Genomic DNA, 18,301 nt, shown 5'->3' with positions numbered 1-18,301 from the left:
GGGACATCCACAAGAAGTGCCCGCCGTTCTTCCACTCTGCCTGGGTAGTCTCCACGAGGCCCGTTCAAGACTATGTGAGGAATCGCTAAACGAGGAGAGCAGGATGACTACTGACGAACGGGCGGCCCGGTCCGCCGAGGGTGATCTTGCCGCGACCATGGACGACCACGCGCTGGAGCCGGTGCCGGCCGACCGGCGCAAGCCGCTGCTGCAGCTGATCGTGGTCCAGGTGGGCTGGAACATCAGCGTCAGCAGCTTCCTGGTGGGCGGCGTGGTCGGCGCGGGCACCACGTTCGGCGAGGGCATGCTGGCCATCGGCCTGGGCAACGTCGTGCTGGCCGTGGTGGCCTCGCTGATCGGGATCATCGGCTTCCGCACCGGCCTGACCAGCTATCTGGCCTCGCGCGCGGTGTTCGGCCGCAACGGTTCGATCATCGTCTCGATCGTGCTCGGCATCGTCGCCATGGGCTTCATCGGCGTGCTGATGGACACGTGGGGCGGCGCGGTCAACAAGCTGATCCCGGCCATCCCGTCCGCGGTGTTCGTCGTCGTCTTCGCCGCGGCCATCCTCACCACGGCGATCTTCGGCTTCAAGGGCCTGCACACGTTCTCCATGGTCGCCGTGCCGGTGCAGGTGGCGATCGGCCTGTTCGCCCTGTTCCGGATCGGCTCGCTGGACGGCGGGTTCGGCGAGGTGTTCGACGCGTCCCCGGTCGCCGCGATCGGCTTCTCGGCCGCGGTCAGCTCGGTCATCGCCACCTGGGTGACCGGCGCGGCGCTGGTCTCCGACGTCCAGCGGTACGCCCTCAAGGCCCGCGACGTGGTCATCTCGTGCGTGCTCAGCTTCGTCGTCGGCGTCGGCATCTTCGAGGTCATTGCCACCGTCTCGGCCATGAAGGTCGGCAACAGCAACTTCGTGGTCGTCATGCAGGGGCTGGGCCTGCTCGCCCCGGCCGCCGTCCTGCTCTTCCTGGCCCTGTGGAACACGGCCGACAACAACATCTACTCGGCCTCGCTGGCCTTCACCTCGGCCTCCAACCTGCTCAAGCTGAAACTCAAGAAGCCGGTGTGGACCGTCGTAGCCGTGATCATCGCGGTCGCCATCGCCTTCCTCGGCGTCGCCGACCAGTTCGGCAAGTTCCTCACCGTGATCGGGGTCGTGGTGCCGCCCTTCGCGGGCCTGCTGATCGCGCATTTCTGGGTGGTGCAGCGCAACGCGGCCGAGGCCCTGCGCAACCTGCCCGCCGTACGGTGGGAATCCCTGGTCTGCTGGATCGCGGCCGCTCTGCTCGCCTACTACGGCGACTTCCTGCTGGTCAACGCGATCGAGGGCCTGGTCGCCGGGTTCGTGCTGTACGCCGCGGCCGGCCTCGCGCTCAGGAAGGTGACGAAGGCATGAGGTACGGACTGGGCGTGCCGACCGGCACCGAGGGACTGATGTACGCGGTGCCGTACGCCGACATCGACCAGGCCGTCGAGCTCGCCGTCAAGGCCGAGGAGCACGGGTTCGAGTCGGTGTGGGGCAACGACCACATCACCACCCAGAAATACGTGCGGGACAGCTTCGCGGCGCCGCCGCGCTACTACGACCCGTTCGCCTACTTCAGCTACGTGGCCGCGGTGACGCGGAACGTACGGCTGGCCACCGCGATCATGGTGTTGCCGTTCCGCAACCCCGTGGTGGCGGCCAAGCAGGTGGCCACACTCGACCACCTGTCGCACGGCCGGGCGGTGCTGGGCGTCGGGATCGGCGCCTACCGCGAGGAGTTCCAGGCGATGGCGCCGGGCGTGCCGCTGCACCGGGGCGAGCACGCCGAGGAGGCGATCGCCGGGCTGCGCGCGTTGTTCACCGAGCGCCGGGCCTCGTACGAGGGCAAGTGGGTGCGGTTCGACGACGTGGAGAGCTACCCCAAGCCCGTTCAGGATCCGCTGCCGATTCTCTCCGGCGGCAACTCGCCCGGCAGCCGGTCGCGGGCCGCGCGCCTGGCCGACGGCTGGCTGCCCGCCTGCCTCTCCCCCGCCGAGGCGGCCGCCGGGCTCAGCAGGATCAAGACCGAGGCGGAGGAGCACGGCCGTACGCTCGGCGACCGCTTCGAGGTGGCGTTGCAGGTGTGCGTAAGCGTGGCCCCGACCCGCGAGCAGGCGTGGCGGCGGTTCGAGTCGTCGCAGCTCTTTCACCACCTGGTGTCGCTCTCCCAGACCACATTGAAGGATCAGGGCGTCGACGACCTGATGTCGCGCAACCTGATCGGCACACCGCAGGACATCAAGGAGCAGATCTCCCAGTACGAGGCGGCCGGGGTGAACACGATGGCCGCGCTGCTGTTCGCAGCCGATTCCGTGGACGAGACGATCGACATGATGGCCCGGTTCGGCCAGGAGGTGATCACCCGATGAGCGGCGACCTCGCGGCGCAGCGGCTGGCGCGGTTGCGCGCGGGTCTGGCCGGCGCGCCCTTCGACGCCCTGGTGCTCACCGAGCCCGAGAGCATCCTGTACGCCACCGGGTACCGCAGCCTGCCCGGCCAGGTCTTCCGGACGCATCGGATGGCCGCGGTCGTCACCGGCGACGACCTGTGGCTGATCTGCACCGCCGCCGACGCCCCGGCGGCCGCCGCGAGTGGCCTCCCGGTCGATCGGCTCGTCCCGTTCGGGCGGTTCTACGTCGAGGGGCCCGACGCCGAGCTGACCGGTATGGCGGACCGGCACGCCGACCTCGACAGCGCCCTGGAGACCGCGCTCGGCCGGCTGCCGCCGGGCACCCGTGTCGTCCGCGAGGCCGAGACCGACGTCGCCGCCCAGGCCCGGATGATCAAGCTGCCCGGCGAGGTCGAGCTGCTCCGGTACGCGGCCCGGCTGTGCGAGGAAGCGGTGCACAAGGCTCTGGTGGCGGCCGGCCCCGGCACGACCGAACGGGAGCTCGCCGCGGTCATCGCGGCCACCATGGCCGAGGGCGGCGCGGACCCGCGGTTCATCGTGGCCGCCGTCGGCGAGCGCAGCGCCCTGGCCGACGTGGTGCCGGGCGACCGGGCCTGGCAGGTGGGCGAGACGGCCCGGTTCGACGTGGGCTGCGTGGTCGACGGTTACTGGTCCGACATCGGGCGCACGGCCGTGCTGGGCGAACCCGACGCGCGCCAGCAGCAGGTCTACGCGGCGGTCCACGCGGGTGAGCAGGCCCAGCTCGACGCGGCCCGGCCCGGCGTCACGGCCGAGGAGCTGTTCCGGCTCGGGCTGGAGGGCACGGGGGCGCGGGTGCCGCGCTACCGGCGGCAGCACTGCGGGCACGGCATCGGGTTGTCCATCTACGAGCCGCCGATCATCGCGCCGGGCGGGGCGACGCCGCTGCGGGCCGGGATGACGTTCTGCTTCGAGACGCCGTACTACGAGCTGGGCTGGGGCGGCATGATGATCGAGGACACCGTGATGATCACCGAGGACGGGTACGAGATGCTCTGCAGCGGCGAGCGCGACCTGCTGGTGGTGCCGGCGTGACGGCGTACACGGGGAACTTGATCTGTGTCCGGTGCGGCGTCGCCTATCCGGAGCCGGCGCTGACGCTGATCGGCGCGGGGTGCCCGGCCTGCGTGGGCGCGAACGTCCTGCCGGAGTACGCATTGTCCGACCTGCGCGTGCAGGATGATCAGCCGGGCTTGTTCCGCTACCGCGCACTGCTGCCGATCGCGGACGACGTGACGCCGGTCAGCCTGGGCGAGGGCGGCACGCCGGTGGTCGAGCTGCCCAGGCTGGCCGAGAGCATCGGCCTGCGACGAGTGTGGATCAAGGACGAGAGCCGCAACCCCACCTGGTCGTACAAGGACCGCCTGGCCGCGGTGGCCACGACCAAGGCGGTCGAGCTGGGCGCGGAGACGGTGGTGGTGGCGAGCACGGGCAATCACGGTGCGGCCGTGGCCGCGTATGCCGCCCGCGCCGGTCTGCGCTGCGTCGTGCTGACCCTGGCCTCGGTGCCGACCACGATGAAGACGCTCATGCAGGCGTACGGGGCCGAGGTGGTCGCCCTGCCCCGGCCGGCCGACCGCTGGCACCTGATGGGCGAACTGGTCAGGACGCGCGGCTGGATGGCGATGTCGGGCTACGCGGACCCGCCCGCCGGTTCCCACCCGTACGGGGTGGACGGTTACAAGACCATCGCGTACGAGCTGATCGAGCAGCTGCCCACGCCGCCCGACGTCGTGGTGGTGCCGGTCGCGTACGGGGACGGCCTGTCCGGCATCGCCCGCGGGTTCGCCGACCTGGCCGCCCTCGGCGTGATCGCGCGCGTGCCCCGGCTCGTCGCGGCCGAACCGTTCGGTCCCCTCGCCCAGGCGCTGGCCACCGGTTCCGACACCGCGGGCCCGGTGCCGGTCGAGCCGTCGGTGGCGTTCTCGACCGCGTCGCCGTTCGGCACCCAGCAGAGCCTGGCCGCCCTGCGCGGCAGCAACGGCACGGCCGTCGCGACCCCCGACGACGACGAGATCATGCAGGCGCAGCTGGCCCTGGCCGCGTCGAGCGGCGTCTACCTGGAGGCGTCGAGCGTGACCGCGGTGGTCGCGCTGCGGAAGGCCGGTCTGGGCCCGGACGAGACGGCGGTCGTGATCGGCACGTCGACCGGGCTCAAGGACGTCGGCGCCACCGCGGCCCGGCTCGGCGCGGTGCCGGTGATCGAGCCGACGATCATGGCCCTGGACAAGGTGCTGCGATGAGGCTGGCCTTCTCGATCTCGGGGCATCGCGACTCGGCCGGGGCGGTCCGGGCCGCGGTGGCCGCCGAGCGGGCCGGGTTCGACGACGTCTGGCTGACCGAGGACTACTTCGAGCGTGGGGCGTTCGCGCTGGCCGGGGCGGTCGCCGCCCGTACGGGGAAGGTCCGGATCGGTCTCGGCGTGGTGAACCCGTGGACGCGGCATCCGGCGCTGACCGCCATGGAGTTCGCGACGCTCGACGAGCTGAGCGGGGGCCGCGCGGTGCTCGGGCTGGGCGCCAGCAACGCGCACTGGATGAGCGACCGGATGGGCATCCCGTTCGACCGGCCCCTCGCGCGCACGCTCGAATCGGTCGGCCTGATCCGGCGGCTGCTGACCGGCGAGCCGGTCACGTTCGCGGGGGATTTCTTCACCGTGGACACCCGGTTGTCGTTCGCGCCGGTGCGCCGCGACCCGCCGATCGTGCTGGGCGTGAAAGGCCCGCGCGCGATCACCGAGGGCGGCGCGGTGGCCGACGGCCTGCTGCTGTCCATCCTGGCCGGGCCGGGTTACGTGCGCTGGGTCCGGTCCCGGGTCGGCGCCGGGGCCGAGGTCTCCGCGTACGTCGGCCTCGCCGTCGACGACGACCCGGCCCGGGCCCGCGACCGGCTGCGCCCGATGGTGGCCCAGTTCCTCGGCGTCCACGGCGACCACCTGATCACCCGGACGGCCGGGGTGCCCGCAGACCTGGCCGCGCACTTCCGGGCGGGCTGGCTTGACGGCGCGCCCCGCGCCGACCTGGTCACCGACGACCTGCTGGACGAGGTGGCGGTGGCCGGGGACGCCGCCGGTGCCGCCCGCGGACTGGCCCGCCTGGCCGAGGCCGGCCTCGACGTCGCCGTGATCCGCGACGACCCTGCCGTCGACCCGGAGCAGACGCTGGCCGCCGCGCTGTCGGCCGTCACCGCAGGATGATGCCGGCTACGACACGGCACCCACGGGGGCCTGGGCGAGGAACGACAGGACCTCGGTGGCGAAGCGGTCCGGGGCCAGGCTGTGCACGCGGTGGCCGACCGGGATCGTGGTCAGGCGGGCGTCCGGCAGGGCCAGGGCGGCCTCGGCCAGGCGGCGGGGCGGGATGCAGCTGGTGGGACCGCCCGACAGGATCAGCGTCGGGTGGCCGACCTGGCCGAGCCGCGCCCACCAGCCGGCGTCGGGGCGGGCCAGCTGCCGCAGCAGGGAGGCCAGGGCCCGCAGGTCGTAGTCCTGCCGGACGGTGAGGATGCCGAGGGCCGCGGTCAGCACCTGCCACGGGTTGATGCCCTTGACCGACGGCTGCGCCGTACGGGGCGGGGCGGCCAGGTCCTCCAGCACCAGGCGGGAGACGCGCTCCGGGGCGAGCCGGGCGGCGTCGAGCGCGGCGTAGGCGCCGACGGAGTGGCCGATCAGGACGGTGTCGCGCAGGTCGAGGGTCTCGAGCAGGCCCAGCAGGTCGTCGCGGAGGCTGCTCAGCGGGTAGTGGCCCGGCCGGGCGCTGGTGGCGTGGCCGCGCAGGTCGACGGCGATGACCCGGTGCTCGCTCAGCCGGGCGGCGAGCCGGTCCCACGTACGGGAGCTGCTTCCGCACCCGTGCAGCAGCACCACCGGGCGGCCCGACGGGTCACCGGCCTCCCGGCAGCCGAGCCGGACACCGTTGACCACGACGGCGCCGACCGCCGACCACGCGAAGACCATGCACGATGTTTACCAGACGTTGGTGTACAGGCCCGGAGAAAGTCACTGGCGTGCTTTTCGTCTCACTGGCGGCCGGTGAGGTTCCGCGCCCAGGTACGGACGAGGTCGCCCAGCTCCGCCGGTTCCCGCACGACGAACGGCAGCCGCAGCCCGCCGAGCACTCCGGGCAGCCAGTCCAGCCTTTCCGCCCGCAGCCGCACGACCACCCAGCCGTGCTCGGCGCCGGGTTCCACCGTCGCGAGCCCACGAGGCAGGCGCGCCCGCACGTCGTCGGCCGATCCGTTCACCCGTACGACCACGCGATGGCGCCACGGCGTGCCGGCCAGGCCCGCGAGCACCGTCGTGGCCGGCTGGAAGTCGTCCGGCACGTCGAACGTCTCCCCCGTCGGCCGCACCCACCCGATCCGGTCGAGCCGGAACGTGCGCAGTTCCCCCGACGACCCGTCGTGACCGGTCACGTACCAGCGGCCGTGATGGGCGACGATCCCGTACGGGCAAAGGGTTCTCTCGCTGTCCCGGCCGGCCCGGTCCGAGTAGCCGATCAGCTGGGATCGCCGCTGCCGGGCGGCCTCGGCCAGCCGCAGCAGGGTGGACGTCTCGGGTGTGCCGGTTGCGGCCCGTACGGCGGTGAACTCGGTCGACGCGAAGACCGCCGCCATGCGCGCCTGGAGCGCCTTGGGCAGCACCCGGCGCACCTTGGCGGCCGCGCTCCCGGCGGCCTCGCCCGCGGCGGAGTTCAGGCTGAGCAGGACCGCGAGGGCCTCCTCGTCGGTCAGCATCAGCGGCGGCATCCGGAACCCGGGGGCCAGGCGGTAGCCGCCGTACCGCCCGCGCACCGCCTCGACCGGCACGTCCAGGTCGAGCAGGTGGCCGACGTAACGGCGCACGGTCCGCTCGTCGACCTCGAGCCGCGCGGCCAGGTCGGCAGCGGTGCGCGTGCCGCCGCCCTGCAGGATCTCCAGCAGGGCCAGCACGCGACCAGTGGACATCTTCCGACAATACCGGGCGGACCCTGTCCGGTATCACTTCTAGCGTGATCGGCATGCTCACCTCGATCCGCCTCATCACCGCCGACGTCGCCCGGCTGACCGGCTTCTACGAACTGGTCACCGGCCTGACCGCGCGCCGGCCCACGCCGCTGTTCGCCGAGCTCGTCACGCCGGGCGCCACCCTGGCCATCGGCGCGCTCGCCACCGTGCCGTTCCTCGACCGGGCCGTCAGCGGCACGGCCATCGTCGAGTTCCGGGTCGCGGATGTGGACGCCGAGTTCACCCGGCTGCGCCCGAGCATCCCGGAGTTCGTGCTGGAGCCGACCACCATGCCCTGGGGCAACCGGTCGATGCTGTTCCGCGACCCGGACGGCACGCTCGTCAACGTCTACACGCCGCCGGCTCCCGGCCCCGTGGAGTAGTCGGCCTTGAACATGCCCGCGGCCTGTTCGTGCAGCGCCCGCATCTCGTCGTCGAACGGCGGGACCGGGCCCGTCACGGACAGGCCGTTCACGATGTCGCCGACGGGCAGCACAGCCACCGGGGAAGGAGCCGACCCCCAGCCCGTACGCCATCCGGCCAGCTGGGCGCTCGACGCGGCGTACACGATCGGGCCCAGCCCGGCCCACCCGTGCGCGGCCGCGCACATCGGGCAGTGCTCCCCCGAGGTGTAGACCGTGCAGCCGCCCCGCTCCTCGGCGGGGACGTTGGCGATCGCCCACCGGGCCAGCCGCAGCTCCGGATGCGCGGTCGGGTCGGCGTCGGTGTTCTCCCGGTTACGGTCCTCCGCGAGCACCTGGCCGTCCGGCCCGGCCAGCACCGAGCCGAACGGGAAGTCGCCCGCCGCCAGGGCCTCGGCCGCCAGTTCCACACATCGCCGCAGATGTTCCGTCGTCATGGCACCATCCTTCCGCGAAAATCTTCGGGGAGCGACCCAACCGATCGCCGTCCGATCCGCGTCGGATACGCAGTGACGGTGACAGGGGGCGGGGCGGCGGATGCCGAGAAGAACCGACAGCGACTATCTGGCCTTCGTGGACGGCCGGGTCGGGGCCATGCGACGAGCGGCGTACCTGCTCTGCGGTGACTCGCACACCGCGGATGACGTCGTGCAGGAGACCCTGACCAAGCTCTACACCCGCTGGCCGCGGATCAGTCACGTGGAGAACCTCGACGCGTACGTCAACACGATGCTGGTCCGGGTCTTCCTCGACGAGCGCCGCCGCGGGTGGTGGAAGGTCGCGCTGCTGGACCGGCTGCCCGAACGGGCCCCGGTCGCGTCGCCGCCGGCCGCCGAGGACACGTCGGTCGTCCGGCAGGCTTTGCTGGGGCTGCCCGCCCGCCAGCGCGCGGTCGTGGTGCTGCGCTACCTGTGCGACCAGCCGGTGAAGGACGTGGCCCAGATCCTCGGCTGTTCCGAGGGCACCGTGAAGAGCCAGTCGGCCCACGGCCTGGACCGGCTGCGTCAGATCTTCGACGAGAAGATGCCCGAGATCACCGCCGCGCAGGACCAACGATGACCGAGGAGAGCAGGGACATGAGCGAGGACGACCGCGCGGTGCGGATCCTGCGGACGTTGCCCGACGAGCCGCCCGCGCCCTCGACCGTCGACGTGGCACGGACGATGGCCGAGGGCCGCCGGCGCCGCCGCGCGCGGCGCTGGTCGGGTGGGGTCGCCCTGGCCGCGGTGACCGCGGTCGCGGCCGGCGGCGGCACGGTGGCGGTGTCGGCGATGCGGACGGAACCGGCCCCGGTCCCCCGCCCGGCTGCCTCCACCGCCGCCTCCACCGCCGTCGCCGCCCCCGTGCCGCTGCCCAGGAACTGCCAGGTCACGCTGCTGCCGTCCCGGGGCATCAGGAAGGCGCTGGTCACCGCGGGTGACCCGAGCGGGCGCTATCTGGCCGGGCGGATCTACCCCGGTGACGGACCCTCGCAGACCGTCATCTGGAAGGACGGGAAGCTGCTGCCGGCGGTGTCGATGGAGGGCGCCGACGCGTCGTGGGAGGACATCAACTCGTCCGGGCTCGCCGTCGGCACCAGCTTCGACGGCGACCAGCAGCAGGCGTTCACCATCGCACCGCCGTTCTCCGTCGACGCCGTGACCCGGCTGCCCGGCGGGCGGGCCGTCGCGGCCGCCGTCAACGACGCGGGGGTCATCGTCGGCCAGCTGGGCGACCCGTTCACCGACGGGGTGCCGGCGCGCTGGGCCTCACCCACGGCCGGCGCCGAGAAACTGCCGCTGCCGGCCGGGTATCCGCGCGGCGCCGCGAAGGCGATCGACGAGGACGGCACCGTCGCCGGGCTCGTCTCCCGCGGCAGAGAAAGGTTGGGCACCGGCTATCTGTGGCAGCCGGACGGCACCGGGCGCCTGATCCCGCGGCCCGACGCCGGCGGGGAGAAGGCGGACTTCTTCTGGCCCGAATCGATCAGCGACGGCGTGGTGTACGGCCGGGCGGGCCGCGACAGCGCGGACGGCTCCTCCCGCGAGTTCGCCTCGTACGCGTACACCATCGCCACGGGCGCGTTCCGGAAGCTGCCCGTCGACCTCGGACCGCCCGCGCTCGGCGCCACGAACGGGCGGGTCCTCGGCGTACGGGGAATCAGCGATGTCGTGGTCGTGGCCGGCGACCAGGTCGTGAAACTGCCGCGCTACCACGGCATGAAGGAGTACGTGGTCAGCGCGTTCAGCGCCGACGGGAAGGTGGCCGCCGGCTACACCACCGACACCGACGAGACCGAGGGCGTGGCGAACCGCCCGGTCCGATGGAACTGCGGCGGCTGAAACACAGTCCAAGGGCCATGAGACTGATCGCGGGGGTTGTTTGCGGCCTGCTGGCGCTGGGCGGATGCTCGGCGCCGGAGGCCTCGGGTCACGAGGCGGCACCGGCGGGCTGGCGGCAGATCCCCGGCAGCCCGCTCGGGCCGCGGGAGCAGACGCTGGGGCTGTGGACGGGCCGCGAGGTACTGCTGATCGGCGGCAGCGACGCGGCACCGTGCCCGCCCAACGCGAGCTGCGCGTACCCGCCGGGCGCACCCCGGACCGACAGCGCGGCCCTGGACCCGGCCACGGACACGTGGCGCACGATCGCCCCGCCCCCGGCTTCGACCTTCGGCGCGCAGGGTGTGGTCGTCGGGGCGACCGCCTTCCTTCTCCCGTACGAGTCCCGTCGCGAGCTGCTCCTCTACCACGTCGACAAGGACGCCTGGACCAGGCTGACCACGCCGTTCGACCCGGCCCGCGGGTTCGGGCTCGTCGCCGCGGGCCGCGACGTCGTCGCGTACGGGGGCAGCGACGAGGCCGGCCCGGACGACGACTACCTGCTCGACCCGGCCACCGGCACGTGGACGACCCTGCCCGACGACCCGCTGGGCCCCGCCTTCGCCCGCTCGATGGCGTGGACCGGACGCGAACTGGTGCTCTTCGACCACAAGCTGGTGCCCAACCCGGGCGCCGACGGCCCGTCCGTGACCCGGATCGCCGCCCTCGACCTCGGCACCCGGCAGTGGCGGCGGCTGCCCGACGCCCCGATGCTCAGCACCGGCCCGTGGTTCCTGGCCGGCGGCAAACTGGTCAACCCCACCCTGGGCGGCGCCGACGGCGGCCAGGTCGGCAACTGGGGGCGGCCCTACCCCAACGGCGGCATCGTCGACGCGACCACCGGAGCCTGGTCACCACTGCCCGACCCGCCGGGCGGCCTCACCCTCGAGGCCGAAACCCGGGCCGGCGGGGCCCGCACCGCCACGAGCGCGCTCTACCCCGGCCCGGCCGACGCCGTCCTCGACACCACCACCGGCACCTGGGACCGGCCCGGCGACCCCTCCAGCAAGAACGTCACCGGCCGCACAGTCGTGGCGGCGGGCCCCCGGATGCTGCTCTTCGGCGGCGCCCGGTGGAACGGCGACGACGACGCCGAGCTGCTCAACGAGACGTGGGTCTGGACGCCGGCCTGAGCTCCCTGACGATCGCGGCCACGGCGTCGCGGCCGGCTCGGTTGGCGCCCACCGTGGACTGGGAAGGGCCGAAACCGATCAGGTGGACGCGGGGGTCGGCGGCGACCTGGGTGTTGTGCATGCGGATGCCGCCGGTCTCGTTGCGCAGGCCCAGCGGGTCCAGATGCTGAAGCGCAGCCTTGAACCCGGTGGCCCACAGAATCGCGTCGACCGACGTGAAAGACCCGTCCGATTCCCGTACGCCACAAGGTTCGATCGCGGTGAACATGGGCCGGCGCTTCCCCGCCGCAACCGGGCTCCAGGGCAGGCCCGTGTACGAGACGACGCTGCCCGTGGGCCGGCCCGCCTCCACGTCAGCGGTCACCCGGGCGATGACCTCACGACCGGCCACCTCGGGATCGAACCCGTCCGTACGCCAGACCGGCACGCGGCGGGTGTACCAGAACGTGGTCGCCACCCGGTCGATCTCCTCGAGCTGCTGCAGCGCCGAGATGCCGCCGCCCACCACCGCGACCCGCCGGCCCGCGAACTGGTCGGCCGACACGTAGTCGTGGGTGTGCAGCTGCAGGCCGGCGAACGACTCCCGGCCCGGATAGTGCGACCGCACCGGGTTGGTCCAGGTGCCGGTCGCGTTGATGATCGCCCGGGTGTGCCAGCGGCCGGCGTCCGACTCGACCAGCAGCCCGTCGGCCCCCTTGTCGTGCACGCCGGACACCTGGACCGGGCGCAGGATGGGCGGGTCGAAGGTGCGCTCGAACGCCTCGAAGTAGCGCGGCACCGCCGTACGGCTGGGCTCGCCCGGGTCGACCGGGGGCTGGGCCAGGCCGGGCAGGTCGAAGATGCCGTTCACCGTGCCCATCCGGAGCGACTCCCACCGGTGCCGCCACGCCCCACCGGCCGCGGACTCGGCATCGAGCACCACGAAGGTCCGCTCCCCCACGGTCTCGAGGGCGCTGGTGAAGCCCCGCCGGGCCAGGTGATAGGCGGCGGACAGGCCCGACTGGCCGCCACCGATCACCACCACCGTGGCTGATCTCTCGCTCACAGCCAGCCCAACACCTGCCGCCGGACAGCCATTTCCTCCTGTGAGCCGCACCTCCGAACGGACGACTAGGGGTCGCTTGACTAGTAGTCGCACGTACGCAAAGCTGTCCATCAGGCCGGAAAGAGGAACCCATGACCGACAGCAACCCAACCACGGCACGCGACTTCGACGGTTTGTACAAAGCGCTGCTGGAGGCCCACCCCCGTGACGCACTGCGTCAGCTGTGCGGCGCCCGGCTGGTCGAAAGCGACTCAGTCGTCGACGGGCCGACCGAGCTGCCTCGGCAGCGCAACCGCCAAAGCGACAAGACGTTCCTGGTCCGGCACGCCGATGGCAGACCGACCGACGTTTACCACTTCGAGTTCCAGGTCCAGCGCACCGAGGACTTCCAAGAGCGAATGGTCTATTACTGGGCGTGCATGGCGCTCAAATACCGCCGCGCCGACCACCGCATCCACCAGTTCGTGCTGTGGCCGTTGGGGGGCGGGTTTTCGGGCCGCTTCCGTCGCGATCGGGCTCAGCTCGACTACCGGTCGGTCAACGTGCCCGACGATCTGGATCCCGCCACACTGCTGGACGGCCCCCTGGCGCCGCTTGCCCTGTGGTCCCAGAAACCCCCGCCCGACTTGGTCGAACGCGTCGTCGACCGGATCAAGGCAGCAGGCGCAGTCGAGGAACAGCTGGTCCAGATCGAGCTGAGTATGCTCGTGGAGGGCTCCCTGGCGGCCCAGGTCCTCGACGTATTGCAGAGGAGTGGCATGAGCAACGTTCTGGAGCAGTCGGAGATGGGCCGCGAGATCGGCCGCCGGAACCATGAGCAGGGTCTCGAGCAGGGGCGCGAACAGGCACGGTTCGAGAGCATGCGGACGGCTCTGCGGGCACGTTACGGCGACCTCGCCGACCTGGACGACCTGGCCCGGAGGCTGAGCAGTCAGGACCACGAGGGAAACATCGCTCGCATCGTCGCGGGCGTGAGCCTGGTGGAACTGCGGTCCTGAGCTGACTGCGGGCGCCTCACTGACGGCCGAGATCGGGCGCGTTGGATACGTGCGATGCATCATCCAGGCGTCACCATCACCCGATCGGGCCCGGAGCGCCTCAAGATTTGGGCCTTTTGTCGGGCTAAACCTTCGGTGTGCTGATCACTCGAATTCTCGCCGCCACCCTCAGCGGCGGCGTCGTCCTTACCGCTGCCGCGTCGCCCGCCACGGCTGCTTCGCCCGCCACCGTCGGCGAACCCGCCCCGCCCCACGTCTTCCAGTGGACCTCGCCGGAGCCGGGTACCGTGCTGAGCTCCCAGCCCCGCGCGCTGCCCGAGGGCCTGCGGCAGCTGGCCCGGGCCAAGCAGATCAAGTACGCCACCACCGACGTACGGGGAAACGGGATCTTCGCCTCGGGTCTCGTGCTCACGCCGCTGAGGAACAAGAAGAACAAGACCGTCGTCTGGGCCCACGGCACCACCGGCATCGCCGACAAGTGCGCGCCCTCGGTCAACGACGACGTCTTCTGGAACGAGGCCCGGATCGCGGTCGCGTCGCTGCTCGAACGGGGCTGGACGGTCGCCGCGCCCGACTACCCCGGACTCGGCACCGCGGGCCCGCACCCGTACCTGATCGGCAACAGCGAAGGCCGGTCGATCATCGACAGTGTCCGGGCCGCGCGCCGCCTCGACGACGACCTGTCCCGCCAGTACGCGGTGGACGGACATTCGCAGGGCGGCCAGGGCACGCTGTTCGCGAACCAGCTGGCCGGCACCTACGACAAGGAGCTGCAGCTGCGCGGCACGGTCAGCATCGCGCCGACCAGCCAGACCCGGGTGCTGGCCGAGGCCATCCCGAACACCGAGGGTCAGGGTTTCATGGCGATGGCCCTGTACGGCCTCAACGCGGTCGAGCCGTCGTTCAAGCCCGAGGCCGTGCTGACCGAAGCCGCCCTCGACAAGGGTGACGTGCTCAAGCAGGGCTGCCTCAACGAGGTGCTGGCGGCCTACGCCCCGCCGCTCAAGCTGCTCAAGGACGACAAGCTGCCCGAGGCCTGGGTCGAGAAGCTGGCCGAATACGTCGACCCGGCGCAGACGCCGCTCACCGCGCCCGCGTTCGTCGTGCAGGGCACCGACGACGCGATCGTACCGGCGGCGCTGACCGACATCCTCGTCGAGCAGCTCAAGGGCGCGAAGGTGCGCTACGACAAGCTGCCCGGCCGCGACCACGACCAGGCCGTCGTCGACTCGACCGACCGGGTCGCGGCCTGGATCGGCCAGCGCTTCGAGCAGTAACCCTAAGCCAGACGGGCCAGCTGGTCCTCGGTCAGCTTCACTTCGAGCGCGGGCAGCGCGTCCTCGAACTGCTGAACAGTGCGCGGGCCGATCAGCGGCAGCACGCGGGGTGTGGTCTGGTGCAGCAGCCAGGCCACAACCAGCTGGTTCGGGGTGACTCCGGCCTCGGCTGCGACCTCGGCCACCGCGGTCAGCCGGGCGTCGGCGTCGGGTCCGGCGTAGTTGGCCATCATCCAGTGACCGTCGCGCTTGGCCGCGCTGTCGTAGACGCCCTTGAGGATCGGTGAGTACGCCACCAGCGTCTGGTCGTCGTGCTCGGCCAGGTAGTCGAGCTGCTCGAAGTCGACGATGCCGGCCGAGTCCGCGCCCGCGTTGGGCCGCAGGTACGAGTGTTGCTGCTGGACGGCCACCGGCAGCGTCCACCCGTTCCGCGCGCACAGCTGGCGGATGCGCTCGAGCCGCCACGTACGCACGTTCGACCAGCCCAGATAGCGGACCTTGCCCTGCTGCACGAAGGAGTGCAGCGCCTCCAGGGTCTCCTCGAGCGGGGTGGCGCGGTCGTCGACGTGCACGTAGTAGAGGTCGACGTGGTCGGTGCCGAGCCGGCGGAGGCTGCCGTCGAGCGCCCTTCGCAGCGTGTCCGCGCCCGCGCCCTCGAACGTGCGCCGGGCCAGCTCCCAGTTCGGGTTGCCGTCGGCGTCCCACAGGTCGGGCGAGTGGACCGGCACGGCGCTGCCCTTGGTGGCCAGGAACACTTGGTCGCGCTTGTGGCCGTCGCGCAGCCAGCGGCCCAGCAGCTCCTCGCTCTGCCCGCCGGAGGTGCCGGGGTGCCGCCACCACTCGTAGCAGTTGGCGGTGTCGACGAAGGAGCCGCCGATCTCGAGGTAGCGGTCGAGGATGTGCACGGAGTCGCGTTCGCTGGTGGCGCCGCCCATCTGCATGGCCCCGAGCGCCAGCGCGCTGACCTGCTGACCGGTGCGGCCGAGTTCGATCGTCTGCATGAGCGGAACGCTAGGTCTTCGAGTGCCCTCGAAGTCAACTCCGGTCGAGCCCGGCCGGAGAAAAGCCGTTTCCCGGTCACAAAGGCGACACCTTCAGGGAGCCGATGCCGGCCACCGCCTCGATCGCCAGGCCACCCGACTTGTCGTCGCCGCCCCGCGAGCGCACCACCTCACCCCGGTCGACGCCCTCGTCGCGGTCGCCGTTGAGCGAGATCTCGCCGGCGCCCTTGCGCACCTTCACCTTCACCGGGAACTCGCCCTCGGTGCCGATCCGCCACTCGCGGACCCCGCCGGCCATCCGGATCTCGATCGTGCGCTCCTGACGGGGCAGAGCGAGCTCGAGCCGGTTGGCGCCGCCCTCGAAGTAGAAGTCGCGCACCGAGCCGTTCGCCATGTCGAAAGTGCCGCGCCGGACCCCGCCTTCCATCCGGATCGTCCAGGTGATCCGCTCGTCGAGCAGGACGTTCACGTCGCCCGTGCCCTTGTCGCCCTTGCGCTCGGCAGTCAGCCGCAACTCGGTGCCGTCGAGGTCGGCGTCGGGCACCACGCCGCTGCCGTCGGGCGAAGCCACCTTGGCGATGCCGTTGCGCGGCGGACGGCCCAGCGACACGTTGAGCTCGGTCAGGCCGGACGCCAGCACGAACGTGCCGGCCGCGAAGGCCGGGCCCGCGGGCGGCGGCGGTGAGGCCCGCGTGGGCGGGGCGCTGGTGGCCGGGGCCGAGGTCGGCGTCGGGGCGGGCTCGATGGCGACGGGCGGGTTGGGGGTGCCCTCGACGATGATCTCGGGGTCGGACGCGCCCGTCGGCGCGGGCTCGGCGTCGTTGCCGGCCAGGCGGGTCAGCACCACGGCGCCGATGCCGGCGAGGAGCAGGACGCCGGCCGCCACCGCGAGCAGGCGGACGCGGCGGCGGGGCAACTCCGGCGCTTCGGCAGGCAGCAGTGGGGGCGGCGGCTTCTCCGCATCGGGCCAGTAGTCCGAGATCTTCGGCAGCGACACCGTGCGGGGTTGCTCAGCCGACCCCGCGTACGTGCTGTTGTCGTACTCCCCGGTTTCGGGAACCAGGGCATACTCCCCCGTCGGGGGTAGTTCGACGTCGTCAGTCTGCGGAGGGCGGGCGGAGCCGTCCATCGCGCCTCCTCGGTGCGGCCGCGGCGGCCCGCTGATCCGGGGCGCCGTCACCGGGTGGTACGGGGCGGACCCGAGGAGAGTTCGATTCTGGTGGACGTCTTGTCGAAGCGCCCGAACCCTTGCCATTGGCCGCTTTCGCCGTAAGAATGCCTTTCCGACAGCTTAAGAGAGCCTTAGCCGGGCGCGCGCGGATCGGAAATTGACATGCCCGACGAGGATAAGCCGGACGGTCTGCGGATCGGCGGCTGGGTCCCGCCGTATCGCGACACCAACGGCCCGCTGAGTCCTCCCGTCCCACCCCGCCGGCGCGGGCCTGCCGCCGCCCTGTCGGCGGCGCTGTGGACCGGCCCGATCCGCCGCCACACCGGCTCCGGCCTGGGTCGCCGGGCGGTGGCCGCGCTGGCCACGGGCGCGGTGATCGCGATCGCGGGCCTCACGGCGCTCACCCTCGGCGGGGGTGACGACGACGCCTCGCTGTCGCAGCGGGTGGTGCTACCGCCCTTCGAGCCGTCGGCCCCGGTCGAGATCCAGCCCGCGCCCGGCGCGAGCAGCCCCGGCCCCGGCTCGGTGACCCGCACCCCCACGCGGGCCCGGGCCACCGAGGCCGCCCGCACGCGGCCGGCGACCCGGCCCGCCACCACCGCGCCCGCCACCACCGGGCCGGCCGGCCCGCCCCCGGCCCGGCTGGTGGCCGACCGCACGGTCGGGCTCGTGCCCGCCGACAACCCGGCCTACCGGCTGCGGCACCGCGACTTCACGGCCCGGCTCGACGACATCGACGCCCGCAGTTCCCGCGAGGCCCGGCAGGACTCCCGGTTCACCGTGCGGCGCGGGCTGGCCGCGCCGGGCTGCTTCTCGCTGGAATCGGCGAACTACGACGGTTACTTCCTGCGGCACCGCGACTACGAACTGCACCTCGACCGGTGGGACAGTTCCGAGCTCTACCAGAAGGACGCCACCTTCTGCGCCCGCCCGGTGCGCGGTGGCAACGCGCTGGTCCTGGAATCGGTCAACTACCCGGGCTTCTTCCTGGTCGCGCGGACCAGCGGCGTCCGCATCGAGCGGGTCGCCGCCGCGCAAGCCACAGCCTTCCTCGTACGGGAACCGCTGTGAACCCGCGTCACTCCGGCTCGTCGTCGTCGAGGTAGGGCCGGCCCACCGCCTGGCCGTCGCCCGACCACGACAGCCGCACGACCAGATGACCTTCGGTGGCCGTGCGGGCGAAGACGGCCGACTCGGCCTCGGCCTTGAACTTCACGCCGAACTCGAGCTCGACCGTGTCGGCGCCGCCGGCCCCGCCCCGGAACGCGTCGAGCGTCTTGAGGGCGATGCTGCGCACCCCGTGCAGAGCGTCCTCGAGTGTCTCGCGCGACTTGAAGACCTTGCCGTCGAACGAGACCTCGCCGAACCCCGCGTCCGGCGCGTCGATCTCCATCAGCACGGCGCTGCCGTCCTCGGCCTGCACCTGCATCAGCTCATTCGGCACGGTCGTCCCTCCCG

Annotated in this window: 19 protein-coding genes; 12 read left to right on the top strand and 7 right to left on the bottom strand. The window is 72.3% G+C overall.

The window, feature by feature from the left end:
• Nucleotides 1-103 precede the first annotated feature (103 nt).
• The 5 genes from BKA14_RS07110 to BKA14_RS07090 are packed head-to-tail and all read left to right on the top strand — an operon-like array spanning nt 104 to nt 5,652.
• Complete coding sequence (locus tag BKA14_RS07110; RefSeq protein ID WP_184950111.1) at nt 104-1,399, top strand: cytosine permease; 1,296 nt, start codon at nt 104-106, stop codon at nt 1,397-1,399.
• On the top strand, nt 1,396-2,397 hold the full coding sequence (locus BKA14_RS07105; RefSeq protein WP_184950110.1) for a TIGR03619 family F420-dependent LLM class oxidoreductase: 1,002 nt from the start codon (nt 1,396-1,398) through the stop codon (nt 2,395-2,397). Before BKA14_RS07110 ends, BKA14_RS07105 begins: the two co-directional genes overlap by 4 nt.
• The gene (locus tag BKA14_RS07100) at nt 2,394-3,491 is read left to right on the top strand and encodes a M24 family metallopeptidase (protein ID WP_184950109.1); all 1,098 of its coding nucleotides are present in this window, start codon (nt 2,394-2,396) and stop codon (nt 3,489-3,491) included. The genes BKA14_RS07105 and BKA14_RS07100 overlap by 4 nt, the downstream gene beginning before the upstream one ends.
• Nucleotides 3,488-4,699: a threonine synthase gene (locus BKA14_RS07095; RefSeq protein WP_203721958.1), complete on the top strand. Its 1,212-nt coding sequence runs from the start codon at nt 3,488-3,490 to the stop codon at nt 4,697-4,699. Before BKA14_RS07100 ends, BKA14_RS07095 begins: the two co-directional genes overlap by 4 nt.
• Nucleotides 4,696-5,652 (top strand): LLM class flavin-dependent oxidoreductase, encoded by a 957-nt coding sequence (locus tag BKA14_RS07090; RefSeq protein WP_184950108.1) that lies wholly within the window; start codon nt 4,696-4,698, stop codon nt 5,650-5,652. The genes BKA14_RS07095 and BKA14_RS07090 overlap by 4 nt, the downstream gene beginning before the upstream one ends.
• 6 nt (nt 5,653-5,658) lie before the next feature.
• Here BKA14_RS07090 and BKA14_RS07085 read toward each other — a convergent pair whose 3' ends face one another.
• Nucleotides 5,659-6,411, bottom strand: a complete 753-nt coding sequence (locus BKA14_RS07085) for an alpha/beta fold hydrolase (RefSeq protein WP_184950107.1) — start codon at nt 6,409-6,411, stop codon at nt 5,659-5,661.
• A gap of 62 nt (nt 6,412-6,473) precedes the next feature.
• Nucleotides 6,474-7,400 (bottom strand): helix-turn-helix transcriptional regulator, encoded by a 927-nt coding sequence (locus tag BKA14_RS07080; RefSeq protein WP_184950106.1) that lies wholly within the window; start codon nt 7,398-7,400, stop codon nt 6,474-6,476.
• Between the two features lie 53 nt (nt 7,401-7,453).
• Between BKA14_RS07080 and BKA14_RS07075 the strand changes: the two genes are divergently transcribed.
• Nucleotides 7,454-7,822 carry a VOC family protein gene (locus BKA14_RS07075; protein WP_184950105.1) on the top strand — a complete coding sequence of 123 codons (369 nt, stop codon included), beginning with the start codon at nt 7,454-7,456 and terminating at the stop codon, nt 7,820-7,822.
• On the opposite strand, the gene BKA14_RS07070 is transcribed toward BKA14_RS07075, so the two are convergent.
• On the bottom strand, nt 7,789-8,298 hold the full coding sequence (locus tag BKA14_RS07070; RefSeq protein ID WP_184950104.1) for a nucleoside deaminase: 510 nt from the start codon (nt 8,296-8,298) through the stop codon (nt 7,789-7,791). The genes BKA14_RS07075 and BKA14_RS07070 overlap by 34 nt on opposite strands.
• A gap of 100 nt (nt 8,299-8,398) precedes the next feature.
• On the opposite strand from BKA14_RS07070, the gene BKA14_RS07065 reads away from it, so the two are divergent.
• Genes BKA14_RS07065 through BKA14_RS07055 form a run of 3 tightly spaced genes read left to right on the top strand, consistent with a single transcriptional unit; the run spans nt 8,399 to nt 11,351 of the window.
• A complete protein-coding gene (locus BKA14_RS07065) occupies nt 8,399-8,920 on the top strand; it encodes a SigE family RNA polymerase sigma factor (protein WP_184950103.1) in 522 nt (173 codons plus the stop codon).
• A gap of 17 nt (nt 8,921-8,937) precedes the next feature.
• Nucleotides 8,938-10,182 (top strand): hypothetical protein, encoded by a 1,245-nt coding sequence (locus BKA14_RS07060; protein WP_184950102.1) that lies wholly within the window; start codon nt 8,938-8,940, stop codon nt 10,180-10,182.
• A 17-nt stretch (nt 10,183-10,199) separates the two neighbouring features.
• On the top strand, nt 10,200-11,351 hold the full coding sequence (locus BKA14_RS07055) for a Kelch repeat-containing protein (protein WP_184950101.1): 1,152 nt from the start codon (nt 10,200-10,202) through the stop codon (nt 11,349-11,351).
• Here BKA14_RS07055 and BKA14_RS07050 read toward each other — a convergent pair.
• The gene (locus BKA14_RS07050; protein WP_239092419.1) at nt 11,320-12,396 is read right to left on the bottom strand and encodes an NAD(P)-binding domain-containing protein; all 1,077 of its coding nucleotides are present in this window, start codon (nt 12,394-12,396) and stop codon (nt 11,320-11,322) included. The two genes, BKA14_RS07055 and BKA14_RS07050, sit on opposite strands and share 32 nt — an antisense overlap.
• A gap of 131 nt (nt 12,397-12,527) precedes the next feature.
• On the opposite strand from BKA14_RS07050, the gene BKA14_RS07045 reads away from it, so the two are divergent.
• Nucleotides 12,528-13,394, top strand: a complete 867-nt coding sequence (locus BKA14_RS07045) for an RpnC/YadD family protein (protein WP_184950099.1) — start codon at nt 12,528-12,530, stop codon at nt 13,392-13,394.
• A gap of 137 nt (nt 13,395-13,531) precedes the next feature.
• Nucleotides 13,532-14,671, top strand: coding sequence for an alpha/beta fold hydrolase (locus BKA14_RS07040; protein ID WP_184950098.1), 1,140 nt, complete (start codon nt 13,532-13,534; stop codon nt 14,669-14,671).
• Between the two features lie 2 nt (nt 14,672-14,673).
• On the opposite strand, the gene BKA14_RS07035 is transcribed toward BKA14_RS07040, so the two are convergent.
• Both BKA14_RS07035 and BKA14_RS07030 read right to left on the bottom strand, forming a co-directional pair.
• On the bottom strand, nt 14,674-15,672 hold the full coding sequence (locus tag BKA14_RS07035; protein ID WP_184950097.1) for an aldo/keto reductase: 999 nt from the start codon (nt 15,670-15,672) through the stop codon (nt 14,674-14,676).
• Nucleotides 15,673-15,748: 76 nt separating this feature from the next.
• A complete protein-coding gene (locus BKA14_RS07030; RefSeq protein WP_184950096.1) occupies nt 15,749-16,801 on the bottom strand; it encodes a hypothetical protein in 1,053 nt (350 codons plus the stop codon).
• A 204-nt stretch (nt 16,802-17,005) separates the two neighbouring features.
• Between BKA14_RS07030 and BKA14_RS07025 the strand changes: the two genes are divergently transcribed.
• On the top strand, nt 17,006-17,914 hold the full coding sequence (locus BKA14_RS07025) for an AbfB domain-containing protein (protein WP_184950095.1): 909 nt from the start codon (nt 17,006-17,008) through the stop codon (nt 17,912-17,914).
• A gap of 7 nt (nt 17,915-17,921) precedes the next feature.
• Here the strand turns inward: BKA14_RS07025 and BKA14_RS07020 are convergent, their stop codons facing one another.
• Nucleotides 17,922-18,287: a CU044_2847 family protein gene (locus BKA14_RS07020; protein ID WP_184950094.1), complete on the bottom strand. Its 366-nt coding sequence runs from the start codon at nt 18,285-18,287 to the stop codon at nt 17,922-17,924.
• Between the last annotated feature and the right edge of the window lie 14 nt (nt 18,288-18,301).

This window comes from Paractinoplanes abujensis (genome assembly GCF_014204895.1).
Taxonomy (GTDB): Bacteria; Actinomycetota; Actinomycetes; order Mycobacteriales; family Micromonosporaceae; genus Actinoplanes; species Actinoplanes abujensis.
Note: the sequence above shows the minus strand (reverse complement) of the source record. Positions and strands in the feature narration are given on the sequence as shown.

Bases quoted from the DNA above. Each gene is read 5' to 3' on its own strand.
- BKA14_RS07110 (WP_184950111.1), top strand. From the start codon at position 104: ATGACTACTGACGAACGGGCGGCCCGGTCCGCCGAGGGTGATCTTGCC.
- BKA14_RS07105 (WP_184950110.1), top strand. From the start codon at position 1,396: ATGAGGTACGGACTGGGCGTGCCGACCGGCACCGAGGGACTGATGTAC.
- BKA14_RS07100 (WP_184950109.1), top strand. From the start codon at position 2,394: ATGAGCGGCGACCTCGCGGCGCAGCGGCTGGCGCGGTTGCGCGCGGGT.
- BKA14_RS07090 (WP_184950108.1), top strand. From the start codon at position 4,696: ATGAGGCTGGCCTTCTCGATCTCGGGGCATCGCGACTCGGCCGGGGCG.
- BKA14_RS07085 (WP_184950107.1), bottom strand. From the start codon at position 6,411: ATGGTCTTCGCGTGGTCGGCGGTCGGCGCCGTCGTGGTCAACGGTGTC.
- BKA14_RS07080 (WP_184950106.1), bottom strand. From the start codon at position 7,400: ATGTCCACTGGTCGCGTGCTGGCCCTGCTGGAGATCCTGCAGGGCGGC.
- BKA14_RS07075 (WP_184950105.1), top strand. From the start codon at position 7,454: ATGCTCACCTCGATCCGCCTCATCACCGCCGACGTCGCCCGGCTGACC.
- BKA14_RS07070 (WP_184950104.1), bottom strand. From the start codon at position 8,298: ATGACGACGGAACATCTGCGGCGATGTGTGGAACTGGCGGCCGAGGCC.
- BKA14_RS07065 (WP_184950103.1), top strand. From the start codon at position 8,399: ATGCCGAGAAGAACCGACAGCGACTATCTGGCCTTCGTGGACGGCCGG.
- BKA14_RS07060 (WP_184950102.1), top strand. From the start codon at position 8,938: ATGAGCGAGGACGACCGCGCGGTGCGGATCCTGCGGACGTTGCCCGAC.
- BKA14_RS07055 (WP_184950101.1), top strand. From the start codon at position 10,200: ATGAGACTGATCGCGGGGGTTGTTTGCGGCCTGCTGGCGCTGGGCGGA.
- BKA14_RS07045 (WP_184950099.1), top strand. From the start codon at position 12,528: ATGACCGACAGCAACCCAACCACGGCACGCGACTTCGACGGTTTGTAC.
- BKA14_RS07035 (WP_184950097.1), bottom strand. From the start codon at position 15,672: ATGCAGACGATCGAACTCGGCCGCACCGGTCAGCAGGTCAGCGCGCTG.
- BKA14_RS07030 (WP_184950096.1), bottom strand. From the start codon at position 16,801: ATGGACGGCTCCGCCCGCCCTCCGCAGACTGACGACGTCGAACTACCC.
- BKA14_RS07025 (WP_184950095.1), top strand. From the start codon at position 17,006: ATGCCCGACGAGGATAAGCCGGACGGTCTGCGGATCGGCGGCTGGGTC.